This window comes from Megasphaera vaginalis (ex Bordigoni et al. 2020), from assembly GCF_900240295.1.
Taxonomy (GTDB): Bacteria; Bacillota; Negativicutes; order Veillonellales; family Megasphaeraceae; genus Megasphaera; species Megasphaera vaginalis.
Map to the genome: position 1 here is coordinate 159,689 of NZ_OEQB01000001.1, position 19,150 is coordinate 178,838.

General features: G+C 51.2%; 21 protein-coding genes and 1 riboswitch. Of the genes, 1 reads left to right on the plus strand and 20 read right to left on the minus strand.

Annotation, left to right across the window (positions count from 1 at the left end; translation table 11 throughout):
- Positions 1 to 15: 15 nt before the first annotated feature.
- Genes clpX through tig form a run of 3 tightly spaced genes read right to left on the minus strand, consistent with a single transcriptional unit; the run spans position 16 to position 3,245 of the window.
- Positions 16 to 1,254, minus strand: a complete 1,239-nt coding sequence (clpX, locus tag C0977_RS00695) for an ATP-dependent Clp protease ATP-binding subunit ClpX (protein WP_101912058.1) — start codon at positions 1,252 to 1,254, stop codon at positions 16 to 18.
- Between the two features lie 23 nt (positions 1,255 to 1,277).
- The gene (gene clpP / locus C0977_RS00700) at positions 1,278 to 1,886 is read right to left on the minus strand and encodes an ATP-dependent Clp endopeptidase proteolytic subunit ClpP (RefSeq protein ID WP_101912059.1); all 609 of its coding nucleotides are present in this window, start codon (positions 1,884 to 1,886) and stop codon (positions 1,278 to 1,280) included.
- A gap of 18 nt (positions 1,887 to 1,904) precedes the next feature.
- The gene (gene tig / locus C0977_RS00705) at positions 1,905 to 3,245 is read right to left on the minus strand and encodes a trigger factor (protein WP_101912060.1); all 1,341 of its coding nucleotides are present in this window, start codon (positions 3,243 to 3,245) and stop codon (positions 1,905 to 1,907) included.
- A 281-nt stretch (positions 3,246 to 3,526) separates the two neighbouring features.
- Here tig and C0977_RS00710 point away from each other — a divergent pair, with 281 nt between their 5' ends.
- The gene (locus C0977_RS00710) at positions 3,527 to 5,041 is read left to right on the plus strand and encodes a dihydrolipoyl dehydrogenase family protein (RefSeq protein WP_101912061.1); all 1,515 of its coding nucleotides are present in this window, start codon (positions 3,527 to 3,529) and stop codon (positions 5,039 to 5,041) included.
- A 58-nt stretch (positions 5,042 to 5,099) separates the two neighbouring features.
- On the opposite strand, the gene C0977_RS00715 is transcribed toward C0977_RS00710, so the two are convergent.
- From C0977_RS00715 to C0977_RS00795, 17 genes are all read right to left on the minus strand, one after another.
- On the minus strand, positions 5,100 to 5,507 hold the full coding sequence (locus C0977_RS00715; RefSeq protein WP_023053036.1) for a biotin/lipoyl-containing protein: 408 nt from the start codon (positions 5,505 to 5,507) through the stop codon (positions 5,100 to 5,102).
- A 32-nt stretch (positions 5,508 to 5,539) separates the two neighbouring features.
- Complete coding sequence (locus C0977_RS00720) at positions 5,540 to 6,004, minus strand: hypothetical protein (protein WP_023053045.1); 465 nt, start codon at positions 6,002 to 6,004, stop codon at positions 5,540 to 5,542.
- 14 nt (positions 6,005 to 6,018) lie between these two features.
- Positions 6,019 to 7,548, minus strand: a complete 1,530-nt coding sequence (gene mmdA, locus C0977_RS00725) for a methylmalonyl-CoA decarboxylase subunit alpha (protein ID WP_101912062.1) — start codon at positions 7,546 to 7,548, stop codon at positions 6,019 to 6,021.
- 728 nt (positions 7,549 to 8,276) lie between these two features.
- Positions 8,277 to 9,017, minus strand: a complete 741-nt coding sequence (locus C0977_RS00730; RefSeq protein WP_101912063.1) for a YebC/PmpR family DNA-binding transcriptional regulator — start codon at positions 9,015 to 9,017, stop codon at positions 8,277 to 8,279.
- A 17-nt stretch (positions 9,018 to 9,034) separates the two neighbouring features.
- Complete coding sequence (locus tag C0977_RS00735) at positions 9,035 to 9,607, minus strand: RNA methyltransferase (RefSeq protein ID WP_101912064.1); 573 nt, start codon at positions 9,605 to 9,607, stop codon at positions 9,035 to 9,037.
- Positions 9,604 to 10,347, minus strand: coding sequence for a tRNA (guanosine(37)-N1)-methyltransferase TrmD (trmD, locus tag C0977_RS00740; RefSeq protein ID WP_023052983.1), 744 nt, complete (start codon positions 10,345 to 10,347; stop codon positions 9,604 to 9,606). The genes C0977_RS00735 and trmD overlap by 4 nt, the downstream gene beginning before the upstream one ends.
- The gene (gene rimM / locus C0977_RS00745) at positions 10,344 to 10,847 is read right to left on the minus strand and encodes a ribosome maturation factor RimM (protein ID WP_036242422.1); all 504 of its coding nucleotides are present in this window, start codon (positions 10,845 to 10,847) and stop codon (positions 10,344 to 10,346) included. Before rimM ends, trmD begins: the two co-directional genes overlap by 4 nt.
- A 6-nt stretch (positions 10,848 to 10,853) precedes the next feature.
- Positions 10,854 to 11,261: a YlqD family protein gene (locus tag C0977_RS00750; protein WP_101912065.1), complete on the minus strand. Its 408-nt coding sequence runs from the start codon at positions 11,259 to 11,261 to the stop codon at positions 10,854 to 10,856.
- A gap of 8 nt (positions 11,262 to 11,269) precedes the next feature.
- On the minus strand, positions 11,270 to 11,497 hold the full coding sequence (locus C0977_RS00755) for a KH domain-containing protein (protein ID WP_023053087.1): 228 nt from the start codon (positions 11,495 to 11,497) through the stop codon (positions 11,270 to 11,272).
- Between the two features lie 15 nt (positions 11,498 to 11,512).
- A complete protein-coding gene (rpsP, locus tag C0977_RS00760; protein WP_023053113.1) occupies positions 11,513 to 11,779 on the minus strand; it encodes a 30S ribosomal protein S16 in 267 nt (88 codons plus the stop codon).
- A 46-nt stretch (positions 11,780 to 11,825) separates the two neighbouring features.
- A complete protein-coding gene (ffh, locus tag C0977_RS00765; RefSeq protein ID WP_023052932.1) occupies positions 11,826 to 13,175 on the minus strand; it encodes a signal recognition particle protein in 1,350 nt (449 codons plus the stop codon).
- A gap of 14 nt (positions 13,176 to 13,189) precedes the next feature.
- Positions 13,190 to 13,519, minus strand: coding sequence for a YlxM family DNA-binding protein (gene ylxM / locus C0977_RS00770; RefSeq protein ID WP_101912066.1), 330 nt, complete (start codon positions 13,517 to 13,519; stop codon positions 13,190 to 13,192).
- 99 nt (positions 13,520 to 13,618) lie between these two features.
- Complete coding sequence (locus tag C0977_RS00775; RefSeq protein ID WP_200814186.1) at positions 13,619 to 14,794, minus strand: phosphoribosylaminoimidazolecarboxamide formyltransferase; 1,176 nt, start codon at positions 14,792 to 14,794, stop codon at positions 13,619 to 13,621.
- Between the two features lie 45 nt (positions 14,795 to 14,839).
- A riboswitch (ZMP/ZTP riboswitch) is annotated at positions 14,840 to 14,918 on the minus strand.
- Between the two features lie 44 nt (positions 14,919 to 14,962).
- On the minus strand, positions 14,963 to 15,787 hold the full coding sequence (locus tag C0977_RS00780) for an Asp23/Gls24 family envelope stress response protein (protein ID WP_101912067.1): 825 nt from the start codon (positions 15,785 to 15,787) through the stop codon (positions 14,963 to 14,965).
- Between the two features lie 4 nt (positions 15,788 to 15,791).
- Positions 15,792 to 16,598, minus strand: a complete 807-nt coding sequence (locus C0977_RS00785) for a PHP domain-containing protein (protein ID WP_234987526.1) — start codon at positions 16,596 to 16,598, stop codon at positions 15,792 to 15,794.
- Positions 16,595 to 18,049: a leucyl aminopeptidase family protein gene (locus tag C0977_RS00790; RefSeq protein WP_101912069.1), complete on the minus strand. Its 1,455-nt coding sequence runs from the start codon at positions 18,047 to 18,049 to the stop codon at positions 16,595 to 16,597. The genes C0977_RS00785 and C0977_RS00790 overlap by 4 nt, the downstream gene beginning before the upstream one ends.
- Positions 18,050 to 18,111: 62 nt before the next feature.
- The gene (locus C0977_RS00795; protein ID WP_101912070.1) at positions 18,112 to 19,086 is read right to left on the minus strand and encodes a lactate/malate family dehydrogenase; all 975 of its coding nucleotides are present in this window, start codon (positions 19,084 to 19,086) and stop codon (positions 18,112 to 18,114) included.
- Positions 19,087 to 19,150 lie beyond the last annotated feature (64 nt).

Below are 19,150 nucleotides of genomic sequence, written 5' to 3' on the forward strand. Positions count from 1 at the left end.
CCTTATCAGAGTTTATCATTGATCCTTCAACACGAGCTGAGGACTTTTGTGTTCTGTTACGCTTTCTTTTGTAACGATACATTCCTTGACATCTTTGCGCGAAGGCGCATCATACATAACGTCGAGCATGACTCGTTCAATAATGGAGCGCAGGCCCCGAGCACCCGTATTGCGACATAAGGCCTCTTTGGCAATAGCCTGTAACGCCTCCGCCGTAAAGGTCAGCTGTACATCATCCATGCCGAGCATCTTCTGATATTGTTTTACCAATGCATTTTTCGGCTCCGTCAGAATATGCACCATGGCCTCTTCGTCCAAAGGCTCCAGCGTAACCAGGACCGGAAGACGGCCGACAAGCTCCGGAATCAGGCCAAACTTCTGCAAATCCGTAGGAATAATATCTTGCAGCACCTTTTCCAGTGAATCATCATTTTTGGAATGAATATCGGCGCCGAACCCCAAATTTTTATCGGATGTTCTGTTTAAAATCGTCTTGTCGATGCCGGCAAAGGCGCCGCCGCAGATAAAGAGGATATTAGTCGTATCAATTTGAATCATTTCCTGGTTCGGATGCTTCCGTCCTCCTTGAGGCGGAACGCTGGCAACAGTGCCTTCAAGAATTTTCAGCAAAGCCTGCTGCACGCCTTCGCCGGAAACGTCGCGTGTAATTGACGGATTTTCCGATTTACGGGAAATTTTATCGATTTCGTCGATGTAAATGATTCCCCGTTCCGCTTTGGCAATGTCAAAGTCCGCCGCTTGGATCAGCTTCAGCAGACAGTTTTCGACATCTTCACCGACGTAGCCGGCTTCCGTCAGGCTCGTCGCATCGGCAATGGCGAAAGGAACATCCAAAAGCCTAGCCAAGGTTTGTGCCAGCAGTGTTTTGCCGCTTCCCGTAGGACCGACCATAACGATATTCGATTTTTGCAATTCCACGTCGTCATCGGAAACGGTATTGCTTTGGAGCCGTTTGTAATGATTATAAACGGCAACGGACAGCGTCTTTTTCGCCGCTTCCTGCCCGATGACGTAGTCATCGAGCGTTGCTTTTATTTCATGCGGCGTCGGCAGTTCTTTCAGTTCGAAATCTTCGACCTGTTCTTCGGCCTCTTCTTCTTCCAAAATATGCTGCGCGACATGGATGCACTCATCGCAAATATAAATTCCGGGGCCGGCTATCAAACGTTTGACTTCGCTCTGAGGCCGACCGCAGAAACTGCAGCGCGGTTCATCTATTTTCTCTTTTGCCAATTCTGCAAGTCCTCCTGTAGTGATTAATCGTCAGTTTCAGCTTCACGAGGACGGGTGAGAATTTCATCGACTAAGCCGTAGGCTTTCGCATCTTCACTGGTCATGAAGTTATCCCGTTCCGTGTCTTTTTCGATCACGTCTAGGGGCTGGCCCGTGTGATGCGACAAGAGTCCGTTCAATTCCTTGCGCATGCGGAGAATTTCCCGCGCGTGGATTTCAATTTCCGTTGCCTGTCCCTGTACACCGCCCAAAGGCTGATGAATCATGATCTGCGAATGAGGCAGCGCAAAACGCTTTCCCTTCGTTCCCGCCGTCAGCAGGACAGAAGCCATGCTGGCGGCAGACCCGACGCAGATCGTCGACACATCGGGCTTGATGTACTGCATCGTATCATAAATAGCCATACCGGCAGTAACGACACCGCCGGGGCTGTTAATATATAAATGGATATCCTTATCGGGATTGTCAGCTTCCAGGAAAAGAAGCTGTGCAATAACGACATTGGCCACCGTATCGCCGATGGGACCGCCGAGAAAGATAATGCGATCTTTCAAAAGGCGGGAGTAAATATCATAACTCCGTTCGCCCTGTGACGACTGTTCGACAACAATGGGAACGTACTGCATTTTCATCATCAGACACCTCTGCTTTTACGCTTCCGGTTTATCTTCGCTCTGTTCCGTTTCTTCTTTCGGCGCATTCGTATCGACGGCATTGCTCAAAATGAAGCTGGCAGCCTTCTTGCGACCGACAGACTGAACGAGCATGGGAACGCGTTTTTCTTTTAAAATAATTTTGTAAACTTCCTTCGGATCGGCACCGAAATTCTGTGCCATCGTGAAGATCTCAGCCTGCAGATCCATGTCATTGACTTCGATTTTTTCCTTCTTGGCAATTGCTTCCAATACCAAATCCATCCTGACATTGTCTTTTGCAGCATCTTTATACTGATTGCGCAGGCCTTCCATATCCTGTTTTGTATAGTTGAGATAATCGTCGAGATTCATCTTCTGTGTTTCCAATTTCAAGGAGAATTCTTCGATCATCTGATCGATCTTGGTTTCGATCATAGCTTCCGGAATCTCAACGGTAGCGCCGTCAATAGCCTTTTTCAGCACTTCCGAATTGAAGGCTTCCAGATTTTTGAACGTCAACTGCCGTTCAAGGCGTTTGCGCAGATCGTCTTTCAGTTGATCGACAGATTCAAATTTACCGGCTTCTTTCGCAAATTCATCGTTAATAACGGGGAGTTCGCTCCGTTTTACGTCGTGGATCGTCACGGCAAAAACAGCGTCTTTACCGGCGAGGTCCTGTTCAAAATAATCATCGGGGAAGGTGACCTTGACGTCTTTACTTTCTCCCGCCTTGCAGCCGATAAGCTGCTCTTCAAAACCGGGGATAAAGCTGTTGGAACCGATCTGAAGCGGATATGCCTTGCCTTCGCCGCCTTCAAAAGCTTCACCGTCAACGGTACCCTTGAAGTCGATAACGGCGAAATCATCTTTCGCTATCGCCGTCCCTTCCGGAGCCACGACGAGCTTGGAATGCTGTTTCTGGAGATTGGCCAATTCTCTGGCAACGTCTTCATCAGATACGACAACCGGTTCTTTAGCCGCTTCAAGACCTTTATATTCGCCTAATTCGACTGCCGGTTTCTTCGTGAATGTAGCTTCAAAGACGACATCTTTGGTGCTGTCATCGCTGATGACCTTGATATCGGGATCGGTTACGGGAACCAAGTCCTTCTCACGAAGTGCATCACTATACGCTTTGGACGCGATAACTTCAAAAATTTCGTCTTTCACGGCATCTTTGCCGAGGAAGTTTTCCAAGACCTTGCGCGGCGCCTTACCTTTACGGAAGCCGGGAATATTGACGCGATTGGCTAAATTGCTGCATGCCGATTTGGCGCCTTTGGCAGCATCTGCTGCCGGCACTTCAATGTGCAGGGTCACTACGTGCTGGTCTACTTCGTTTACAGTTACATTCATGCTGAATATGTCCTCCTTATGGATGTAAAATCCCTATATATTCTCTGCAAAACATTATACTACGCCCTACATAATATCATAAAAAAAACACATTGACAAGAAAACAAGCTGCACCGGCGCCATACAGGAGCGCTCAGGTGATGTGCCCCGTTCCGCAAAAGATAAAGACAGACACCAAACGGTGTTTTCCCTTTCTCCGTTTCCGTTTATTTCTCTTGCCAAGGCAGGCGGAAAAAGCTATACTAAATCTATACAAAAACTGTATAAAAAGGAGTGTCGCCATGAAAAAATATGATCTCATCGTTATCGGTACAGGTGCGGCCAATATCGTTACCGACGCCGCTCTGCGCCAAGGTTTGTCCATTGCAATTATTGAACGGGGCCGTTTTGGCGGCACCTGTCTGAACCGCGGCTGTATTCCGACTAAGATTCTCGTCACGGCAGCCAACTATATCCGTGAAATACGCGAAGCCCGCAGACTGGGCGTCATGACAGATAACGTCCGTTTCGATTGGGCTGCCGTTACCGCCCGTCTCCGAACGAAAATCGACAGAGAAAGTCGTCTTGTCAAAGAATATTACGGCTCCATGGATGCCGTCGACCTCTATGAAGGCACCGCCGTTTTTACGGGAATGAGGACACTGCGCATCGATCTGAATGACGGCGGTCAGGAGGTCATTTCCGCCGATAAGATGGTAATCGGCACCGGCGCCAAAACGAACGTGCCCGACCTGCCCGGACTGGAAGAAGCCGGTTACATCACCTCGGAATCGCTGTTCGGCAGCGGCTATCCGCAGCAGCCGTACCAAAGTCTGATTATTGTCGGCGGCGGTCCCATTGGCTGTGAATTCGCCCACGTCTTCGATGCCGCCGGCACCAAGGTCACGCTGATCCAGCACAATGTCCGCCTTTTACCGAAGGAAGACGAAGCCGTCTCGGCGCACTTGTTGAAGCAATTTATGGATTACGGCATTACTGTCCGCCTGAATCAGGACACGCTCTCTGTGCGCAAAGAAAAAGAACGGAAGGTCCTCACGTTCCGCAACCGCACGACCGGTGAAGAAGGGGAGGTCGCGGCGGAAGAAATACTGATCGCCCCCGGCATCATGCCGACCAGTGATCTGTTGCAGCCGGCCATTTCCGGTATCGCCGTTGACAAACGCGGCTATATTTTGACCAATGAATTTCTCGAAACGTCGGCCGACCGCATTTGGGCGCTTGGCGATATCAACGGCCTCGCGCCGTTCCGCCATAAAGCCAATCATGAAGCTGAGGTAATAGCGCACAACGTCTTCTCCGACACGCCGCCCGAAGCGTGGCGCTGGGCCCGCTATGACGTCGTCCCTGCCGTTACCTACACCTATCCTGAAGCGGCCCACATCGGCCTCACGGAGGTCCAGGCCGAAAAAGCAGGGCTGCCGGTGACAACGGCGATGAACCACTATTCCGCTTCGGCAAAAGGATATGCGTTAGGCTATACGCCGGACGAAGCTGACGACGGCTTCGTCAAACTCGTCATCAACAAGGAAACGTCTGAAATCCTGGGCGTTCATATCATCGGACACGAGGCGTCCCTCCTGATCCAGCCGTTCATCAATCTCCTGAGCTGCGGCCATCAGACGTTAACAGTCGTGCATGAAGAAATCGCGTCTCCGACTGCCGCAATGCTTCGCGCCCGGGGCTTGACCCGTGAGTTGGACCCGAAATCCGTTTTAACTGTCGGCGAAACGATAACGCCGCATCCGTCGCTTTCTGAAGTAACGATGTGGACTCGCTATTATTACGAAGGAAAATAACCTGTTTTTCATCAAAAAAAGACCGGACACGGTGTGTCCGGTCTTTTCCCTTTTCTGCTCATTTACTGATTACGGCAAGAATATCACCGGTCTTCACGCTGTCACCGACTTGAACGCGCAATTCATGAACAGTGCCGCCGTCAACGGCGGTAATATCATTCTGCATCTTCATGGCTTCCAAGACGACGAGAACGTCGCCGCGTTGAACGGTACCGCCGGCCTCCGTCCTGATCGCCGATATTTTGCCCGGCATCGGCGCTTTTATCAACACGGCGCCTGCCGGCATTTCTTTCGGCAACTGCGGCGCAGCAGGCTGTACCTGAGGAGCGGGAGCCGGAGCTGCCGGCCGAACCGGCGGAACCGAAGACTGCTGAACCGGTTGAATCGTTTCACGCGGCGCCGCGCCCATTTCTTCTACTTCGACTTCATACGCTTGACCGTTGACGGTAACTTTAAATTTTTTCATTTCCATCCTCCTGGAGTAGTTTCGAATTGAATTTATCTGACACCGGCCAATCGCCCGGCCATAACCCAATGTTCGTTGGCAATAGTCGTTTTCTTTCTGATGCCGCGAACGGCTGCCGGCGAATACCCGCAGGCTGTAACGGCGGCCATAATCGCCGCAATGATTTCCGGCTCAAGCGCCGCTTCGTCATGCTGACACGAAGCGATCTGAGGCGACAAAGCCGTACTGCCCTCATCGCGATGGACAGCGGCCTGGCCGGTACGGTCAGCGTCACTTGCTGCCGGAAGGGAAACCTCCGCCGCCGATTCGACCGCCGCCGCATCAGCCGACGGCACCTCGTCCGCCGCCGGAAGCCTTGCCGCCTGTGCTTCCAAAAGCACGACACGCCGCTGCAACGTCCGGATTTGCTCCGACATGCGACGGGCATAATGGCCGAAAGCCAATGCCATTGCGATCAACAGGATGATGAGGACAGTATCTATCGATATATCAGCCATTTCTTCTCCTCCTCTTACAACGGAATATTACCGTGTTTTTTCGCCGGTCGTTCTTCCCGTTTACTGAAGAGCATTGCCAAAGCATCGATCACGCGGCGCCGCGTTTCTTTCGGCTCAATGACGCAATCGACATAACCGTGCTCGGCAGCCTTGTACGGCGTGGAAAACTCTTCAACATATTCCTGCTTCTTTTTATCCTTTTCCGGATCCCGTTTAAAAATGATATTTGCCGCGCCGTCAGGCCCCATGACGGCGATTTCCGCCGTCGGCCATGCATAGACCATATCGGCGCCCAGCTGACGGCAACACATGGCGATATACGCGCCGCCGTAGGCTTTACGGACAACGACCGTAACCTTCGGAACCGTCGCTTCACAATAAGCATACAGCATTTTTGCGCCGTGCCGGATAATACCGCCGAATTCCTGCGTCGTCCCCGGAAGAAAGCCGGGAACGTCGACAAACGTAACCAGCGGAATATTAAAGCTGTCACAGCAACGAATAAAACGAGCTGCTTTCGCAGACGCATTGATATCGAGACAACCGGCCAGGAATTTCGGCTGATTGGCAATGATACCTACCGTCTGCCCGTCGAAACGGGCGAAACAGGTAAGGATATTCTGCGCATACCCTTCCATAACCTGATATACGGTACCGTCATCGACACAGGAACGAATGATTTCAAGCATATCGTAAGGCATATTGTCATTGTCGGGAATGATCGAGTTCAGGGCCTCGTCCTCACGAGCCGGATCATCGTTCGTTTCGACCAACGGCACTTCTTCCATATTATTGCTCGGCAAATAACTCAGCAACACTTTGATCTTGTCAATACAATCAACTTCATCTTCACAGGCAAAATGCGCCACACCGGAAACGGTATGATGCGTCATGGCGCCGCCGAGCGTTTCCGCCGTAACCTCTTCGGCCGTAACCGACTTGATAACGGCAGGGCCTGTGATGAACATATTGCTCGTATTTTTTACCATAAAGATGAAATCCGTCAACGCCGGACTGTACACGGCGCCGCCGGCACAAGGTCCCATAATGACGGAAATCTGCGGTATAACCCCGGAAGCAGCCGTATTATTCATAAAAATACGACCGAACCCGGAAAGAGCATCGACGCCTTCTTGGATACGAGCGCCGCCGGAATCGTTGATACCGATAACGGGGGCCCCCATCTTCAAAGCCATTTCCTGTACCTGACAAATTTTGTGGGCGTGCATTTCTCCTAAAGATCCGCCTTCGACAGTAAAATCCTCGGCATACGCAAAAACCAAGCGGCCGTCTACGGTACCGTATCCGGTCACGACTCCGTCGCCGGGAAGCTCTTTTTCCTGCATATCGAAGTTTGTACAGCGATGACGGATAAACTGACTGATTTCCGTGAAGCTGTCAACATCAAACAATCGCTGCAACCGCTCCCGCGCCGTCATTTTTCCCTTTTCATGCTGCTTGTCGATCTTGTCCTGGCCGCCGCCCATCTCAACAGTCTTCAATTTGCGGCGAAGTAATTCTATTTTTTCTTGAACCGTAGCCATCTTGCACCTCCATAATCGGTTACATACGTTCATACAGTTATACACACATATCGTATTTTATTATTATAATACATTTTTGTCTATCGAAAAAGGCCGCCTCCGTTGAAGAACGACAGTCTCCGGCCCGACTACCTTGCTCTTGTTACGGATCATACTTGATTGTCAAATGCAATAGGCAGTATTTACGTTCGGACAACTGACGGGTAAATGAGCGTCTGTTAATGTAAAATGAGAGCCCCCAACGATACCTGCACTCTCTTTTTTATCAGCTCCCCAACCACTTAAAAAGACAATTTTTTATACTTGTCTGTTTAATGCTCTTCATATGATGCTTAGCAATACGCCATAATAAGCAGTTTGACTCTCCGCTTTCAGATCAGGAGAAATCATCGCATAAAGGGCTTCCGCGCCTTGTAAGGTCCTGCCTGAAAATCGTTCGTCATCCAAAGATCCAACAGCCGGTATGGCTCCTAATGCCAGGATCTGTTCTTTTCGTTTTTCCCTGGAACTGATAACGACGACCTCACGATCGTGCGTACCGGTAGTTTAACTAAGGGCAAACTCATGTTTCCGAAAGAACCGGTAACAACAATTCGCATTAATATAGGTATCTTTCTCTTTTATTACACACTGAGCAAGTCCCGTTTTTACGCTATTTATTGTCGCGTCAGTTATACGTAAAAACGGTCTCAGTCATTGATTTGAAATGACTTAAGACCGTTGTTTTACTACTCTTCATCCCAATCGTCAGGAATCTCCCCATTATGATAGACGTCCTGAACGTCATCAAGATCTTCGAGAGCATCTATCAGATTTTCCAATTTACGTCCCCCTTCTTCATCAAGGGCGATCGTATTATCGGGAACCATGGTAATCTGGGCATGTTCGGTTTCAATATGATTATCAGCCAACGCTTTTTCTACGGCATCGAAAACTTCGGGAGCGGTCTGAATTTCAAAGGAATCTTCTTCAGCCTTCACATCGTCAGCGCCGGCTTCGAGCGCAATTTCCATCAACCGGTCTTCATCGGCCTGATCACCGGCAACGATGAAAACACCCCGGTTTTTGAACATCCAGGCGACACAACCCGTTTCGCCAAGGTTGCCGCCATGCTTTGAAAAAAGATGGCGCACTTCGGCGGCGGCGCGGTTGCGGTTGTCTGTCAACACATTGACCGTAACGGCAACACCGGCGGGACCATACCCTTCATAAATAATTTCTTCGTAGCTCTGTCCTTCCGAAGCGCCGGCGCCTTTTTGAATGGCCCGCTTGATGTTTTCCTTCGGAATATTGTTTTCTTTCGCCTTTTGCAGCGCCAGCTTTAGGCGCATATTCCCCGTAGGATCCGCGCCGCCCATGCGAACGGCAATCGTAATTTCACGGCCGATCTTCGTCGTAATCTTACCGCGAATCGCATCGTTTTTGCCCTTCTTACGTTTGATATTTGCCCACTTTGAATGTCCGGACATAAATTCTGCCTCCCTTTTTATTGCCACCATTCTTCGCCGGCCAGCCGATCCAAGATGATCGCCGCTGCCGAGCGGACTGAAAGGTGATTGTAATCGCCTGCACCGTAAATCGGTTCCAGAATAAAATCAAATTTTTCCATCATTTCTTTCGTCATGCCGTAGCCGGTACCGAATAACAGCAAAATCGGTTTGTCTTCTTTTTCACGGCGCCGGCGCAATTCCCGATACGAAATCGTATTGGCATACGTGCGCGCATCTGTCGTAACAACGTAAGGACGCTGCCCTTCCGCTGCGGTGACTGCGGCGACGGCTGCCGCCACGTCGGGCTGAACGGAAACGATATCGAAGGCTGCGGTGCGATAAGAATTATATTTCTTACCGACAGGGCCGCGCCAAAAATCGAGTATCTTGTGAACCATATCGAGTTGTCCCGCCACATGGTGAATAATGAAATACTGCTTTACACCGTACGTCCTGGACGAACGGGCAAGATCGTGAAGATCATAATTCGTTATGGCCGTAGCAACGACACGAAAGTTCTTATCATATATGGGATAATGTACCAACCCTACGTATAGCGGTGCTTTCATCGTTTCTTTCCCTCGCCTTGCTGCAGAAATTCCAGATATTGCCTGTCGCTGTCAGACAGACAGGCCTGCGCCAAGAGATCCGGACGTTCCCGAAGAGTCCTTTCCAGCATCTGCTCGCGCCGCCATTTTTCTATTCTGGCATGATCGCCGCTGCGCACCACATCCGGTACCGCCATCTCACGAAAAACGGCGGGTTTCGTATACTGCGGCTGTTCCAACAGCGATGCGGCGAAAGAATCGGCAGCGGCGCTGCCGGCAGCACCGAGCACGCCGGGAATCATGCGGGCAACGGCATCGACAACGGCCATCGCCGGAATTTCCCCGCCAGTCAGGATGAAATCGCCGAGAGAAACGGTTTCGTCAACGAGTCCTTTTTCGGCGCGATAATCAATTCCCTCATAGTGACCGCACAGAATGATCAGCTGATCGTAAGCTGCAAATTCCCGGGCTGTCTGCTGGTCAAAGCGTCTGCCCGCAGGACCCATGAAAATGATATGGCGCTTCGGCACCTGCCGTCGCACAACTTCCACGGCGGCATAAAGCGGCGCCGCCTTCATCAACATGCCGCAGCCGCCGCCGTAAAGCGTGTCGTCAACCATATGATGCCGGTCAAACGTAAAATGACGGGGATTCGTCACATCCAGATCCAGAAGTCCTGCCGCTCTGGCCCTGCCGATAATGCTGTGTTCATAAAAAGCTTCAATGAACTCGGGAAAGAGAGAAATTATATCTATTCTCATTCGTCTATCCACTCCGGTGGGTCAACTGTCATTTTCTTTTCTTTAGTATCGATGTTTTTTACGACGTCAGGGATTGCTGCCAAAAGAATCTCTTCGCCGTCTGCGGCGGTAACGACGTAGACATCGTTGCTGCCTGTTTTCAAGATATCCGTAACCGTACCCAGTCGCGTGCCGCCCAGATCATAGACGGCCATGCCGATAATCTCAAAGACATAGTGCTGCCCCTTTTTTAACGGCATCAGTTCTTCGCGTGTAACCTGCAATTCCTTGCGGAGCAACCTTTCTGCGCCGTTACGATCGTCAACGCCGGCAAACTTCATAAGCACGACATGTTTATGAAAACGGGCATGACTGATATCGTATCTCCGGCCGTCAATGTAGACGGACTTCATCTTCAAAAAACGTTCGGGAAAATCGGTATCGGGATAAATACGAACATCACCCCGCACACCGTGCGGGGCAACAATCTGGCCAATCGTAAAAAATTCCTTTTCAGCCATCATATATTATTGGCGAAAGGCGATGATCTTATCGTCTTCCAATAAGATTTCCATGCCCATCAATTTGCCCAGGTCATCGCCGACCTTGACTTCCACGGTCTGCTCCAGCTGTCCCTGCCTGATTTCGGAACCGATTTCCAAGCCTTGCGCCTGGTCCCGTTCAAATTCGGCCTTTGCCTTAGCCGCAGCAATACGTTGTTTTTGCTCTTCCACCTTTGCCCGCAGAGAAATCAATCCCTGAGCATCGATTTTAGCCTGTTCGGTCATCATCCGTTTGGCTTGGAATTCCAAATTCTGCGATTCCTTTTCGATATTGGCCAATACCTGCTTAGAATCTCTCAGAATCTTGTCTTTCAGCGCCTGCGTCACTTTTGATTTTACAGTAACAGGCACGCGCAACGTAATCTGATCCATGGTTCCTCCTATACGATATCCACTGATACTTTCTTGTCTGCCTTCACTGCCGCAGCCTTGACGACAAGGCGCAACGCTTTCGCGATTTTGCCTTGTTTGCCAATGACTTTCCCCATATCTTCCGGTGCGACATGAAGCTGATACACTTCGAGGCCTCTTTTTTGAATTTTTGTAACCGTAACTGCCTCCGGCTGTTTCACCAACGCTTTGGCAATACATGCAATCAATTCTTCCATCGTATCCAGCCTCACTTACTTTTTGGATGCTTCAAACTGAGCCATAATGCCGGCTTTTTTGAAAAGAGAACGAATCGTATCGGTAGGCTGTGCGCCTTTACCAAGCCAAGCCAGGGCTGCTTCCGCATCAACGGTCAATGCGTCTGCCGCTTTAGCCGGATCATACATGCCCAGCGTTGCAACGGGGCGGCCGTTCTTGCGGGCATCGCGAGCGTCGGCGACGACAACGCGGTAAACCGGTTTTTTCTTAGCCCCTAAACGAGCTAAACGGATTTTGATCATGAGTTTTCACCTCCTTCAAAGGATACTCCCCATTCCGGGGCTTCTATTAAAAGGGAAGACGAGGCATGAAGCCGCGCCCTTTGTTTTTTGCTTTTTTCGCCTGCTTCATCATTTTCTGCATTTCTGAAAACTGCTTCAGCAAACGGTTCACATCCTGCACGCGCGTGCCGCTGCCGCGGGCGATTCTGCGCTTGCGGCTGTCCTTGATGAGCATTTTCGGATTGGAACTGCTTCGCTCCTTTTCCGTCATGGAACGGATAATAGCTTCAATGTGCTTCATTTCCTTGCCGTCCATATCAACCTTATCCAATTCTTTCTTATACTTTCCTATTCCCGGTATCAGGCTCATAATACCGCCGAGATTACCCATTTTTTTGATCATCTGCAGCTGCTTCAGAAAATCGTTAAACGTAAAAGCGCCGCTCTTCATGGTCTCTTTCATCTCGGCCATCGATTCTTCGTCGAAAGCGGCCTGCGCCTTTTCGATGATCGTCTCAACGTCACCCAGATCAAGGATGCGGGATGCATAACGGTTGGGATGAAATTCTTCCAATCCGTCCGCCTTTTCGCTGACGCCGATAAATTTGATCGGCTTTCCCGTAACGGCTTTAATCGACAGCGCCGCACCGCCGCGGGCATCACCGTCAAGCTTAGTCATGACCAGTCCGTCAACGCCCAGGGCCTGATCAAAAGCCGACGCTGCCGTAACCGCATCCTGACCGGTCATGGCGTCGACGACCAGGAGAATTTCGTGGGGATGGACACTGCCTTTGATGCGAATCAGCTCTGCCATCAATTCTTCATTGACGTGCAGGCGGCCTGCCGTATCGATGATAATGACATCGCGGAGATGCCCCAGCGCATAAGGGACGGCCCGTTCGGCGATGCCGACCGGATCCTTGCAATCCTCTTCCGTATAGACCGGAATGTCAAGGTCCTGTCCCAGCACCTGAAGCTGCGTAACAGCAGCCGGACGATACACGTCGCAAGCCACCAAGAGCGGCTGTTTCCCTTGCCCTTTCAACTTCTTCGCCAGCTTTGCCGCCGTCGTCGTCTTCCCGGCGCCTTGCAGACCTGCCAACATGATGATCGTCGGCGGCCGTGAAGAGATCGCAATGCGGCTTTGCGTTCCGCCGAGAAGTTCCGTCAATTCGTCGCGAACGATTTTAATGACCGTCTGCGACGCATTCAGACTGCTGAATACTTCTTCTCCGACAGCCTTTTCCCTAACCTTTTTGATAAAATCCTTCGTGACCGCAAAGTTGACGTCTGCCTCCAAAAGGGCGCGGCGTATCTCTTTCAGCGCTTCATTAACGTCATCTTCCGAGAGTTTGCCTTTGCCGCGAAGCTTTTTAAAAGCCGACTGAAAGCGTTCGGAAAGACTTTCAAATGGCATGAGGACCTCCTTCTTTACAGTTCGATGCGATGTAAAATTCGTTTTGCTTCTTCTATTTCCGCCGTACTGCCGCCTTCCAGAAGGCGGGCGGCCATTTCCACTTCCCGTTGCAGAACCTGCGCCCGTTCCAACAGGTGCAGCTTCGCTTCGTAATGTTCCAATGACTGCGAGGCGCGATGCAGCAAATCATGAACGCCTTGCCGGGATATTTCCAAATTTACGCCGATTTCGGCGAGAGAAAGATCCTGATTGAAATACATGTCCATACATCGTTCCTGCCGTTCCGTCAGTAACGGCCCGTATATGTCCAACAGCCGCCCTTTGCAAAGCACATCTTCCAACATGATTTCACCGCCTCTGTCATTCGTACGTTGCAAGTATACAGGAAAGGGAAAGGGGGTGTCAAGTATTTTTACTTGTCACCCCTTTCGGTCTGCCATCCTTTAATGATGGAATAAACGGAGTCCTGTCATCGCCATGGCCATATTATATTTATCGCACGTTTCAATGACATTGTCGTCGCGAATGGAGCCGCCTGCCTGTGCAATATATTCGACGCCGCTGCGATGGGCGCGTTCAATATTGTCACCAAAGGGGAAAAAGGCATCGCTGCCGAGAGCCACGCCGCGAAGTTGTGCGACCCACTCTTTCTTTTCCCGCCCGGTCAAAGGCTCCGGCTTTTTTGTAAAGAACTGCTGCCACACACCGTCGGCAAGGACGTCTTCCCAATCATCGGAGATATAAACGTCTATCGTATTGTCACGATCAGGGCGACGGATATCATCCCTGAAAGGTAACGCCAACACCTTCGGGTTCTGCCGGAGCCACCAGACATCGGCCTTATTCCCTGCCAGGCGCGTACAGTGGACGCGCGACTGCTGTCCGGCGCCGACGCCGATCGTCATGCCGTCTTTAACATAGCAAACCGAATTTGACTGCGTATATTTCAAGGTAATCAACGCCACGAGCAAATCACGCTGCGCGCTTTCGGGAATCTCTTTGTTGCGCGTCGGCCGAACGGCAAAAAGATCCTTTGTAATGACCGCGTTATTGCGGTCCTGCTCAAAGGTAACGCCGAAGACCTCTTTATGCTCCGGCACTGCAGGCACATAAGCGGCGTCGATCTTCAATACGCAATACGAGCCTTGCCGTTTTTCCTTCAAAATTTTCAACGCTTCTTCCGTATATCCCGGTGCGATAACGCCGTCTGAAACTTCCCGTTTCAGCAGCGTCGCCGTCGCGGCGTCGCACGTATCGGAAAGGGCGACGAAATCGCCGTACGAACTCATGCGATCAGCGCCACGGGCACAGGCATAGGCTCCGGCCAACGGCGACAGTTCCAAATCGTCAACGTAATATATCTTTTTCAAGGTATCGCTCATTTCAACAGCCACGGCAGCGCCTGCCGGACTGACATGCTTGAACGAGGCCGCAGCCGGCAGTCCTGTCGCTGCTTTCAGTTCTTTAACTAATTGGTAGCTGTTCAGCGCATCGAGCAAATTGATATAGCCGGGACGGCCGTTCATAACTTCAAGCGGCAAGTCGTCGCCGTTTTTCATATACACTCTCGCCGCCTTCTGATTGGGATTGCATCCGTATTTCAATTGCAGTTCTTTCATCGTCATTTCCTCCTGGGAATAAAAAAAAACACCGACACTCCCGGACTCATTTGCCCAGACGGTCGGCTTTTTATCGATCATGCTCCCTGTGGTCAGCCCACTTCCGTCAGTCACATGATTCCTTTTTCATTATACAAACTGGCTCGCAGCCTTGTCAACAGACGGATTTTACTCGACGACATCACGAACGGTAATCTTCAGAATGTCGACGGACATGCCTGTCGTATACTCGATGTCGTCCTGCAGCGAACAGCGGATCCGCTGCATCAGCGTCTTAATATGGACGCCGTACCGGACGGTAACGCCCAAAACGACGGCCAGTCCGTTGCTGCCCGGCACATAATTCTTCGCCACCTTGACGCGGTTTACCTTGACGATACCGTCGATCCCGGCCAAACAATGACGGATCAGAGCGAAAAAGACGTCATCAGAAAAGATGAGCTTACCGTAATAACTGAAGATCGGTCTGACAACGGACTGTTCGAAATCAGGTCCTTTTTTGCCGCTCCGGTTGTGGAGAAACGAACGGATCGGATCGAGGAGATAACCGTGAAAATGGGATTTCAATTCCATTGTCGGCACGGGAATGATATGTTTTCCCTCCGCTTTGCGGATGGCTCTGGCTTTGGCGATCTCGGCGGCGCAGGAAACCTCTTCAATCCGGATATACGCATCGACAGGCGGCAAATACAAGGCTTCGCGGATGCGCTGCACCATGTGCTTCGATGTCCCCAGGATCAACAGTTTTTCCGGCTTTACCCGGCTCAGCGCCTCGCGGACGGCTGCGGCGTGAGACGGCTCAAGAAAGATGGCGCAGCGAACGGCGCGCATGCGATTGGTCTCATCTTTTGCGGAACGGCCGGCAATAATGCGGTTCTGATAGATGAGAAGACCGTCGTCAATGATGCTGTCAATATGATTGTCATAAGCGACAACCAGCGCATGATGGCTTTTGCCGGTGCCGCTGGGGCCGATAAATCCGATAATTTTCATTTTCTCATCCTTTATAAGAAAGGAGCGGCTGCAACGGCGCCGCATCAAAGGAAAAAACGCCGAGACCGTCAGGGTAGCGGCCGATCGTGCCGTGGTAATCGGAACCGCCGCTGACCAGCCAATCCTTTTCCCGCGCAATGCCGAGAAATTCGTCATACCGGCCCCGATTCTTCGGATGATATACCTCTATGCCGTCGAAGGGATGCTGCAAGACCTGCGGCAAGGCCGCTTTAAGCAGAGACGGGTGCGCTAAAAAGGACAGACCGCCGGCACGATGAATGATTTCAATGCAGGCGTCGATATCGTAACGATCATAGGGAACGTAAGCCGGGCCGTTACGGGAAAGGATCCTTTCAAAGACCGCAGAAACTGACGAAAAATAGCCTTTTTCCACCAACATAGCCGCAATATGCGGTCTGCCGACAGTACCGCCGCGCCGCAGTATATCATTGACAACGGTAAGATCAAGCGCATAGCCGAGAGCCGTGCATTTCTCAACGATCTTTCTTGCCCGTACTGCGCGCCGCTCCTTGAAATCGCGACAATAGTCCTGCAACTCTTCGTTCGCCGGATCCAGATGATAGCCGAGAATATGGACATCTTCATCGGCGCAGTCACTGCTCATTTCAATGGCGCTGATAATCTTTACACCATCATGCAGCCTGTGCGTACCGTCATATGCCGCCATCGTATCGTGGTCGGAAATAGCGATGACGTCAAGCTTTGCCGCCGCAGCCATTGCCGTCAGTTCCGCCGGCGTGTGGAGACCGTCGGAACAAGTTGTGTGCATGTGCAGATCCGCCTTCATCATCGTCCGCCTCGCAAAAATTCCAGAATCGTCTTGACCCCTACGCCGGTAGCGCCGCTGAAACCGCTTTCATCCTTTTTTTCACTAAAAGCGGTTCCGGCAATGTCGAGATGAATCCAGGCCGTTTCAGGCTTCACGAATTGCTTGATGAATTGCGCCGCCACGATAGCACCGGCGCCGGATCCGGTCGAACCGACATTTTTCAAGTCGGCAACAGTGCTTTTCAACTCCTCTTCGTATTCCCTGTCCAACGGCAGCTGCCAGACCTTTTCATGAGCCCTGCCGGCGGCGGCAAAGAATCGGTTCATCCACTCCTGATCATTGCCGAACATGCCGGAACGAATCGTCCCCAAGGCGGTAACACAAGCTCCTGTCAGCGTCGCCAAGTCGATGATCCTTGTCGCGCCCTTCTCCTGCGCATACGTAACGGCATCGGCGAGGATAAGGCGGCCTTCGGCATCAGTATTCTTAATTTCCACCGTATGACCGTCATACATCGTAATCACATCGTCAACGCGGTAAGACATGCTGGACGGCACATTTTCCGCCAAAGGCATGACAGCAACGACATTGATCGGATATTTCAGCAACATCAGCGCCCGCATAACTCCCAGCGCGGCGGCGGCGCCGGCCATGTCGTCTTTCATGAATTCCAGCGCGGCGTGACTTTTTAAGGACAAGCCGCCGCTGTCATAAATAATCCCTTTGCCGACAACGGCTACCGTCTCTCTGCTGTCCGGATCGCCTTTGTAAGACAGCGTCAACAGCTGCGGCGGGTTCATGCTGCCTTTACCGACGGCAACAATTCCTCCCATATTCCGCTTTTCCAGATTCCATTTATTCATGACCTCGACTTCCATGTTGTCGCCTTTGCAAATAGTTGCCGCCAAGTCGCAGAACCGGCGCGGCGTCAAGTCGTTGGAAGGCGTGTTCACCAGATCACGGGCCAGATACACGCCTTCATAGATGGAAGAATATACATAGCAAAGCGTATTGAAATCCTTTATTTTCAGGCTGGACGTAATCAGGTTGATATTTTTTATCGCCTCTTCCTCCGCCTCTCGTTTATAGCGATTGAACGCATAATTACGATACAGCAGTCCGTCGATCAAAGATACCATATCCATTTCCAAGGTATCGATGAATACGGCCAACTCCGTAACGCCTTCCGACATGGCAGCGGCAGTGATGCGTTTGGCAGCCAAAAAATCTTCGTGCATGCTGTAACGGAGCGGCTTATTTTCCAGTCCGACGAGAAAATACGTACGCACCCTGTCTTCATACAGACAGTGAAAGGTATGTATCGACCGATAATGCAGCAATTCCGGCCTGTTGTTCACATAGGCTCGAAGAAGCTCCCCTTCTTCTTTTGACAAATGGGATAACGCGCGCAAACGCTTATCAATGCCGAGAGCAATCGCATCCGGATTGCCGCTGCCGTTACATGTAATCATGATACTGCTTCCTCCGTGAGATAAATTCAGATATTCTTTTTAAATTATACTGTTATCGACGCTCATAAATCAAGAACCTGAGCCTTTTCCGAAGCCAGAAGCGATTCTGCGGCGGCAATATTGTCTCTGACGACGCGACAGCAGCGCCGAAATTCTTTTTCTTCTTCCGCCGTCAGCGCATAGTCCATTACCTTCTCCACGCCGACGGCGCCGATGACGGCGGGACAACCGCAATAAATGCCGTATTGGCCGTAAGGCCCGTCCAAAAAAGCGCTGACCGCCATGATCTCTTTCGTATCGTGAAAAACGGCGTCAATGATCTTCATCGCCGTCGAACAGATGCCGTATTCCGTTGCCCGCTTACCGCTGTACACGGCCCAACCGGCATCGATGGTCTGTTGCCTGAGGCGGTCTCTGTCGAAGTCGAACGGCGCCTGTGCCGCCACTTCGGTCAAAGGACGGCCGCCGAAACGCACGAGCGACCACGGTACCATTTGTGCAAATCCGTGTTCCCCCATCATATACGCCGTAATCGAGCCGTGTGATAGCCCCGTGCTTTGTGCCAGAAAATTGATGAGCCGTGCCGTGTCGAGTCCCGTGCCGGTACCGAAAACACGTCGTGCCGGCAATCCGCAACGGGCAGCCAAAACAGCGGTAACGACATCACAGGGATTCGTAATATTGAGGAGAATGCCGTCGAAGCCGCAACGCTTGATTTCCTCACCGCAAAGGGCGGCCGCTTTTACGGTATAGTCCATTTCATCATTCCTGTCTTCCGTCACATATCGTTCTGTCGGCCCCAAGGCATTGACGAGAAGATCACAGTCTCTCAGGTCAGCCCATGTCGCGGCACCGTACGAAATACGATGAGGCATGTATTTGACGGCGTCCATCAGATCCTGACACTGACTGGTCAACAAATTTTCGTTTATATCCAAGATCCGCACCTCATCGGCACTTCCCTTCAGACCGACGGCATAAGCAACATGAGCGCCGACATGACCGGCACCGATAATTCCCAGAATTCGCTTTTTCATGATCTTAATCCCTCACGTTTCTTTCCGATATAGCTTAAATTTCCTGTGTTTTTACCATTTTATC

What these genes read in the sequence shown, in the direction of transcription:
- C0977_RS00795 (WP_101912070.1), bottom strand. Translation starts at nt 19,086, where the DNA reads ATGAAAAAGCGAATTCTGGGAATTATCGGTGCCGGTCATGTCGGCGCT.
- C0977_RS00710 (WP_101912061.1), top strand. Translation starts at nt 3,527, where the DNA reads ATGAAAAAATATGATCTCATCGTTATCGGTACAGGTGCGGCCAATATC.
- rimM (WP_036242422.1), bottom strand. Translation starts at nt 10,847, where the DNA reads ATGGCTGAAAAGGAATTTTTTACGATTGGCCAGATTGTTGCCCCGCAC.
- mmdA (WP_101912062.1), bottom strand. Translation starts at nt 7,548, where the DNA reads ATGGCTACGGTTCAAGAAAAAATAGAATTACTTCGCCGCAAATTGAAG.
- C0977_RS00775 (WP_200814186.1), bottom strand. Translation starts at nt 14,794, where the DNA reads ATGAAAGAACTGCAATTGAAATACGGATGCAATCCCAATCAGAAGGCG.
- C0977_RS00735 (WP_101912064.1), bottom strand. Translation starts at nt 9,607, where the DNA reads ATGAAAGCACCGCTATACGTAGGGTTGGTACATTATCCCATATATGAT.
- C0977_RS00730 (WP_101912063.1), bottom strand. Translation starts at nt 9,017, where the DNA reads ATGTCCGGACATTCAAAGTGGGCAAATATCAAACGTAAGAAGGGCAAA.
- ffh (WP_023052932.1), bottom strand. Translation starts at nt 13,175, where the DNA reads ATGCCATTTGAAAGTCTTTCCGAACGCTTTCAGTCGGCTTTTAAAAAG.
- C0977_RS00720 (WP_023053045.1), bottom strand. Translation starts at nt 6,004, where the DNA reads ATGGCTGATATATCGATAGATACTGTCCTCATCATCCTGTTGATCGCA.
- clpP (WP_101912059.1), bottom strand. Translation starts at nt 1,886, where the DNA reads ATGAAAATGCAGTACGTTCCCATTGTTGTCGAACAGTCGTCACAGGGC.
- rpsP (WP_023053113.1), bottom strand. Translation starts at nt 11,779, where the DNA reads ATGATCAAAATCCGTTTAGCTCGTTTAGGGGCTAAGAAAAAACCGGTT.
- tig (WP_101912060.1), bottom strand. Translation starts at nt 3,245, where the DNA reads ATGAATGTAACTGTAAACGAAGTAGACCAGCACGTAGTGACCCTGCAC.
- ylxM (WP_101912066.1), bottom strand. Translation starts at nt 13,519, where the DNA reads ATGTTGGAAGATGTGCTTTGCAAAGGGCGGCTGTTGGACATATACGGG.
- C0977_RS00790 (WP_101912069.1), bottom strand. Translation starts at nt 18,049, where the DNA reads ATGATTACATGTAACGGCAGCGGCAATCCGGATGCGATTGCTCTCGGC.
- C0977_RS00750 (WP_101912065.1), bottom strand. Translation starts at nt 11,261, where the DNA reads ATGGATCAGATTACGTTGCGCGTGCCTGTTACTGTAAAATCAAAAGTG.
- trmD (WP_023052983.1), bottom strand. Translation starts at nt 10,347, where the DNA reads ATGAGAATAGATATAATTTCTCTCTTTCCCGAGTTCATTGAAGCTTTT.
- C0977_RS00780 (WP_101912067.1), bottom strand. Translation starts at nt 15,787, where the DNA reads ATGAAAATTATCGGATTTATCGGCCCCAGCGGCACCGGCAAAAGCCAT.
- C0977_RS00715 (WP_023053036.1), bottom strand. Translation starts at nt 5,507, where the DNA reads ATGAAAAAATTTAAAGTTACCGTCAACGGTCAAGCGTATGAAGTCGAA.
- C0977_RS00785 (WP_234987526.1), bottom strand. Translation starts at nt 16,598, where the DNA reads ATGATGAAGGCGGATCTGCACATGCACACAACTTGTTCCGACGGTCTC.
- C0977_RS00755 (WP_023053087.1), bottom strand. Translation starts at nt 11,497, where the DNA reads ATGGAAGAATTGATTGCATGTATTGCCAAAGCGTTGGTGAAACAGCCG.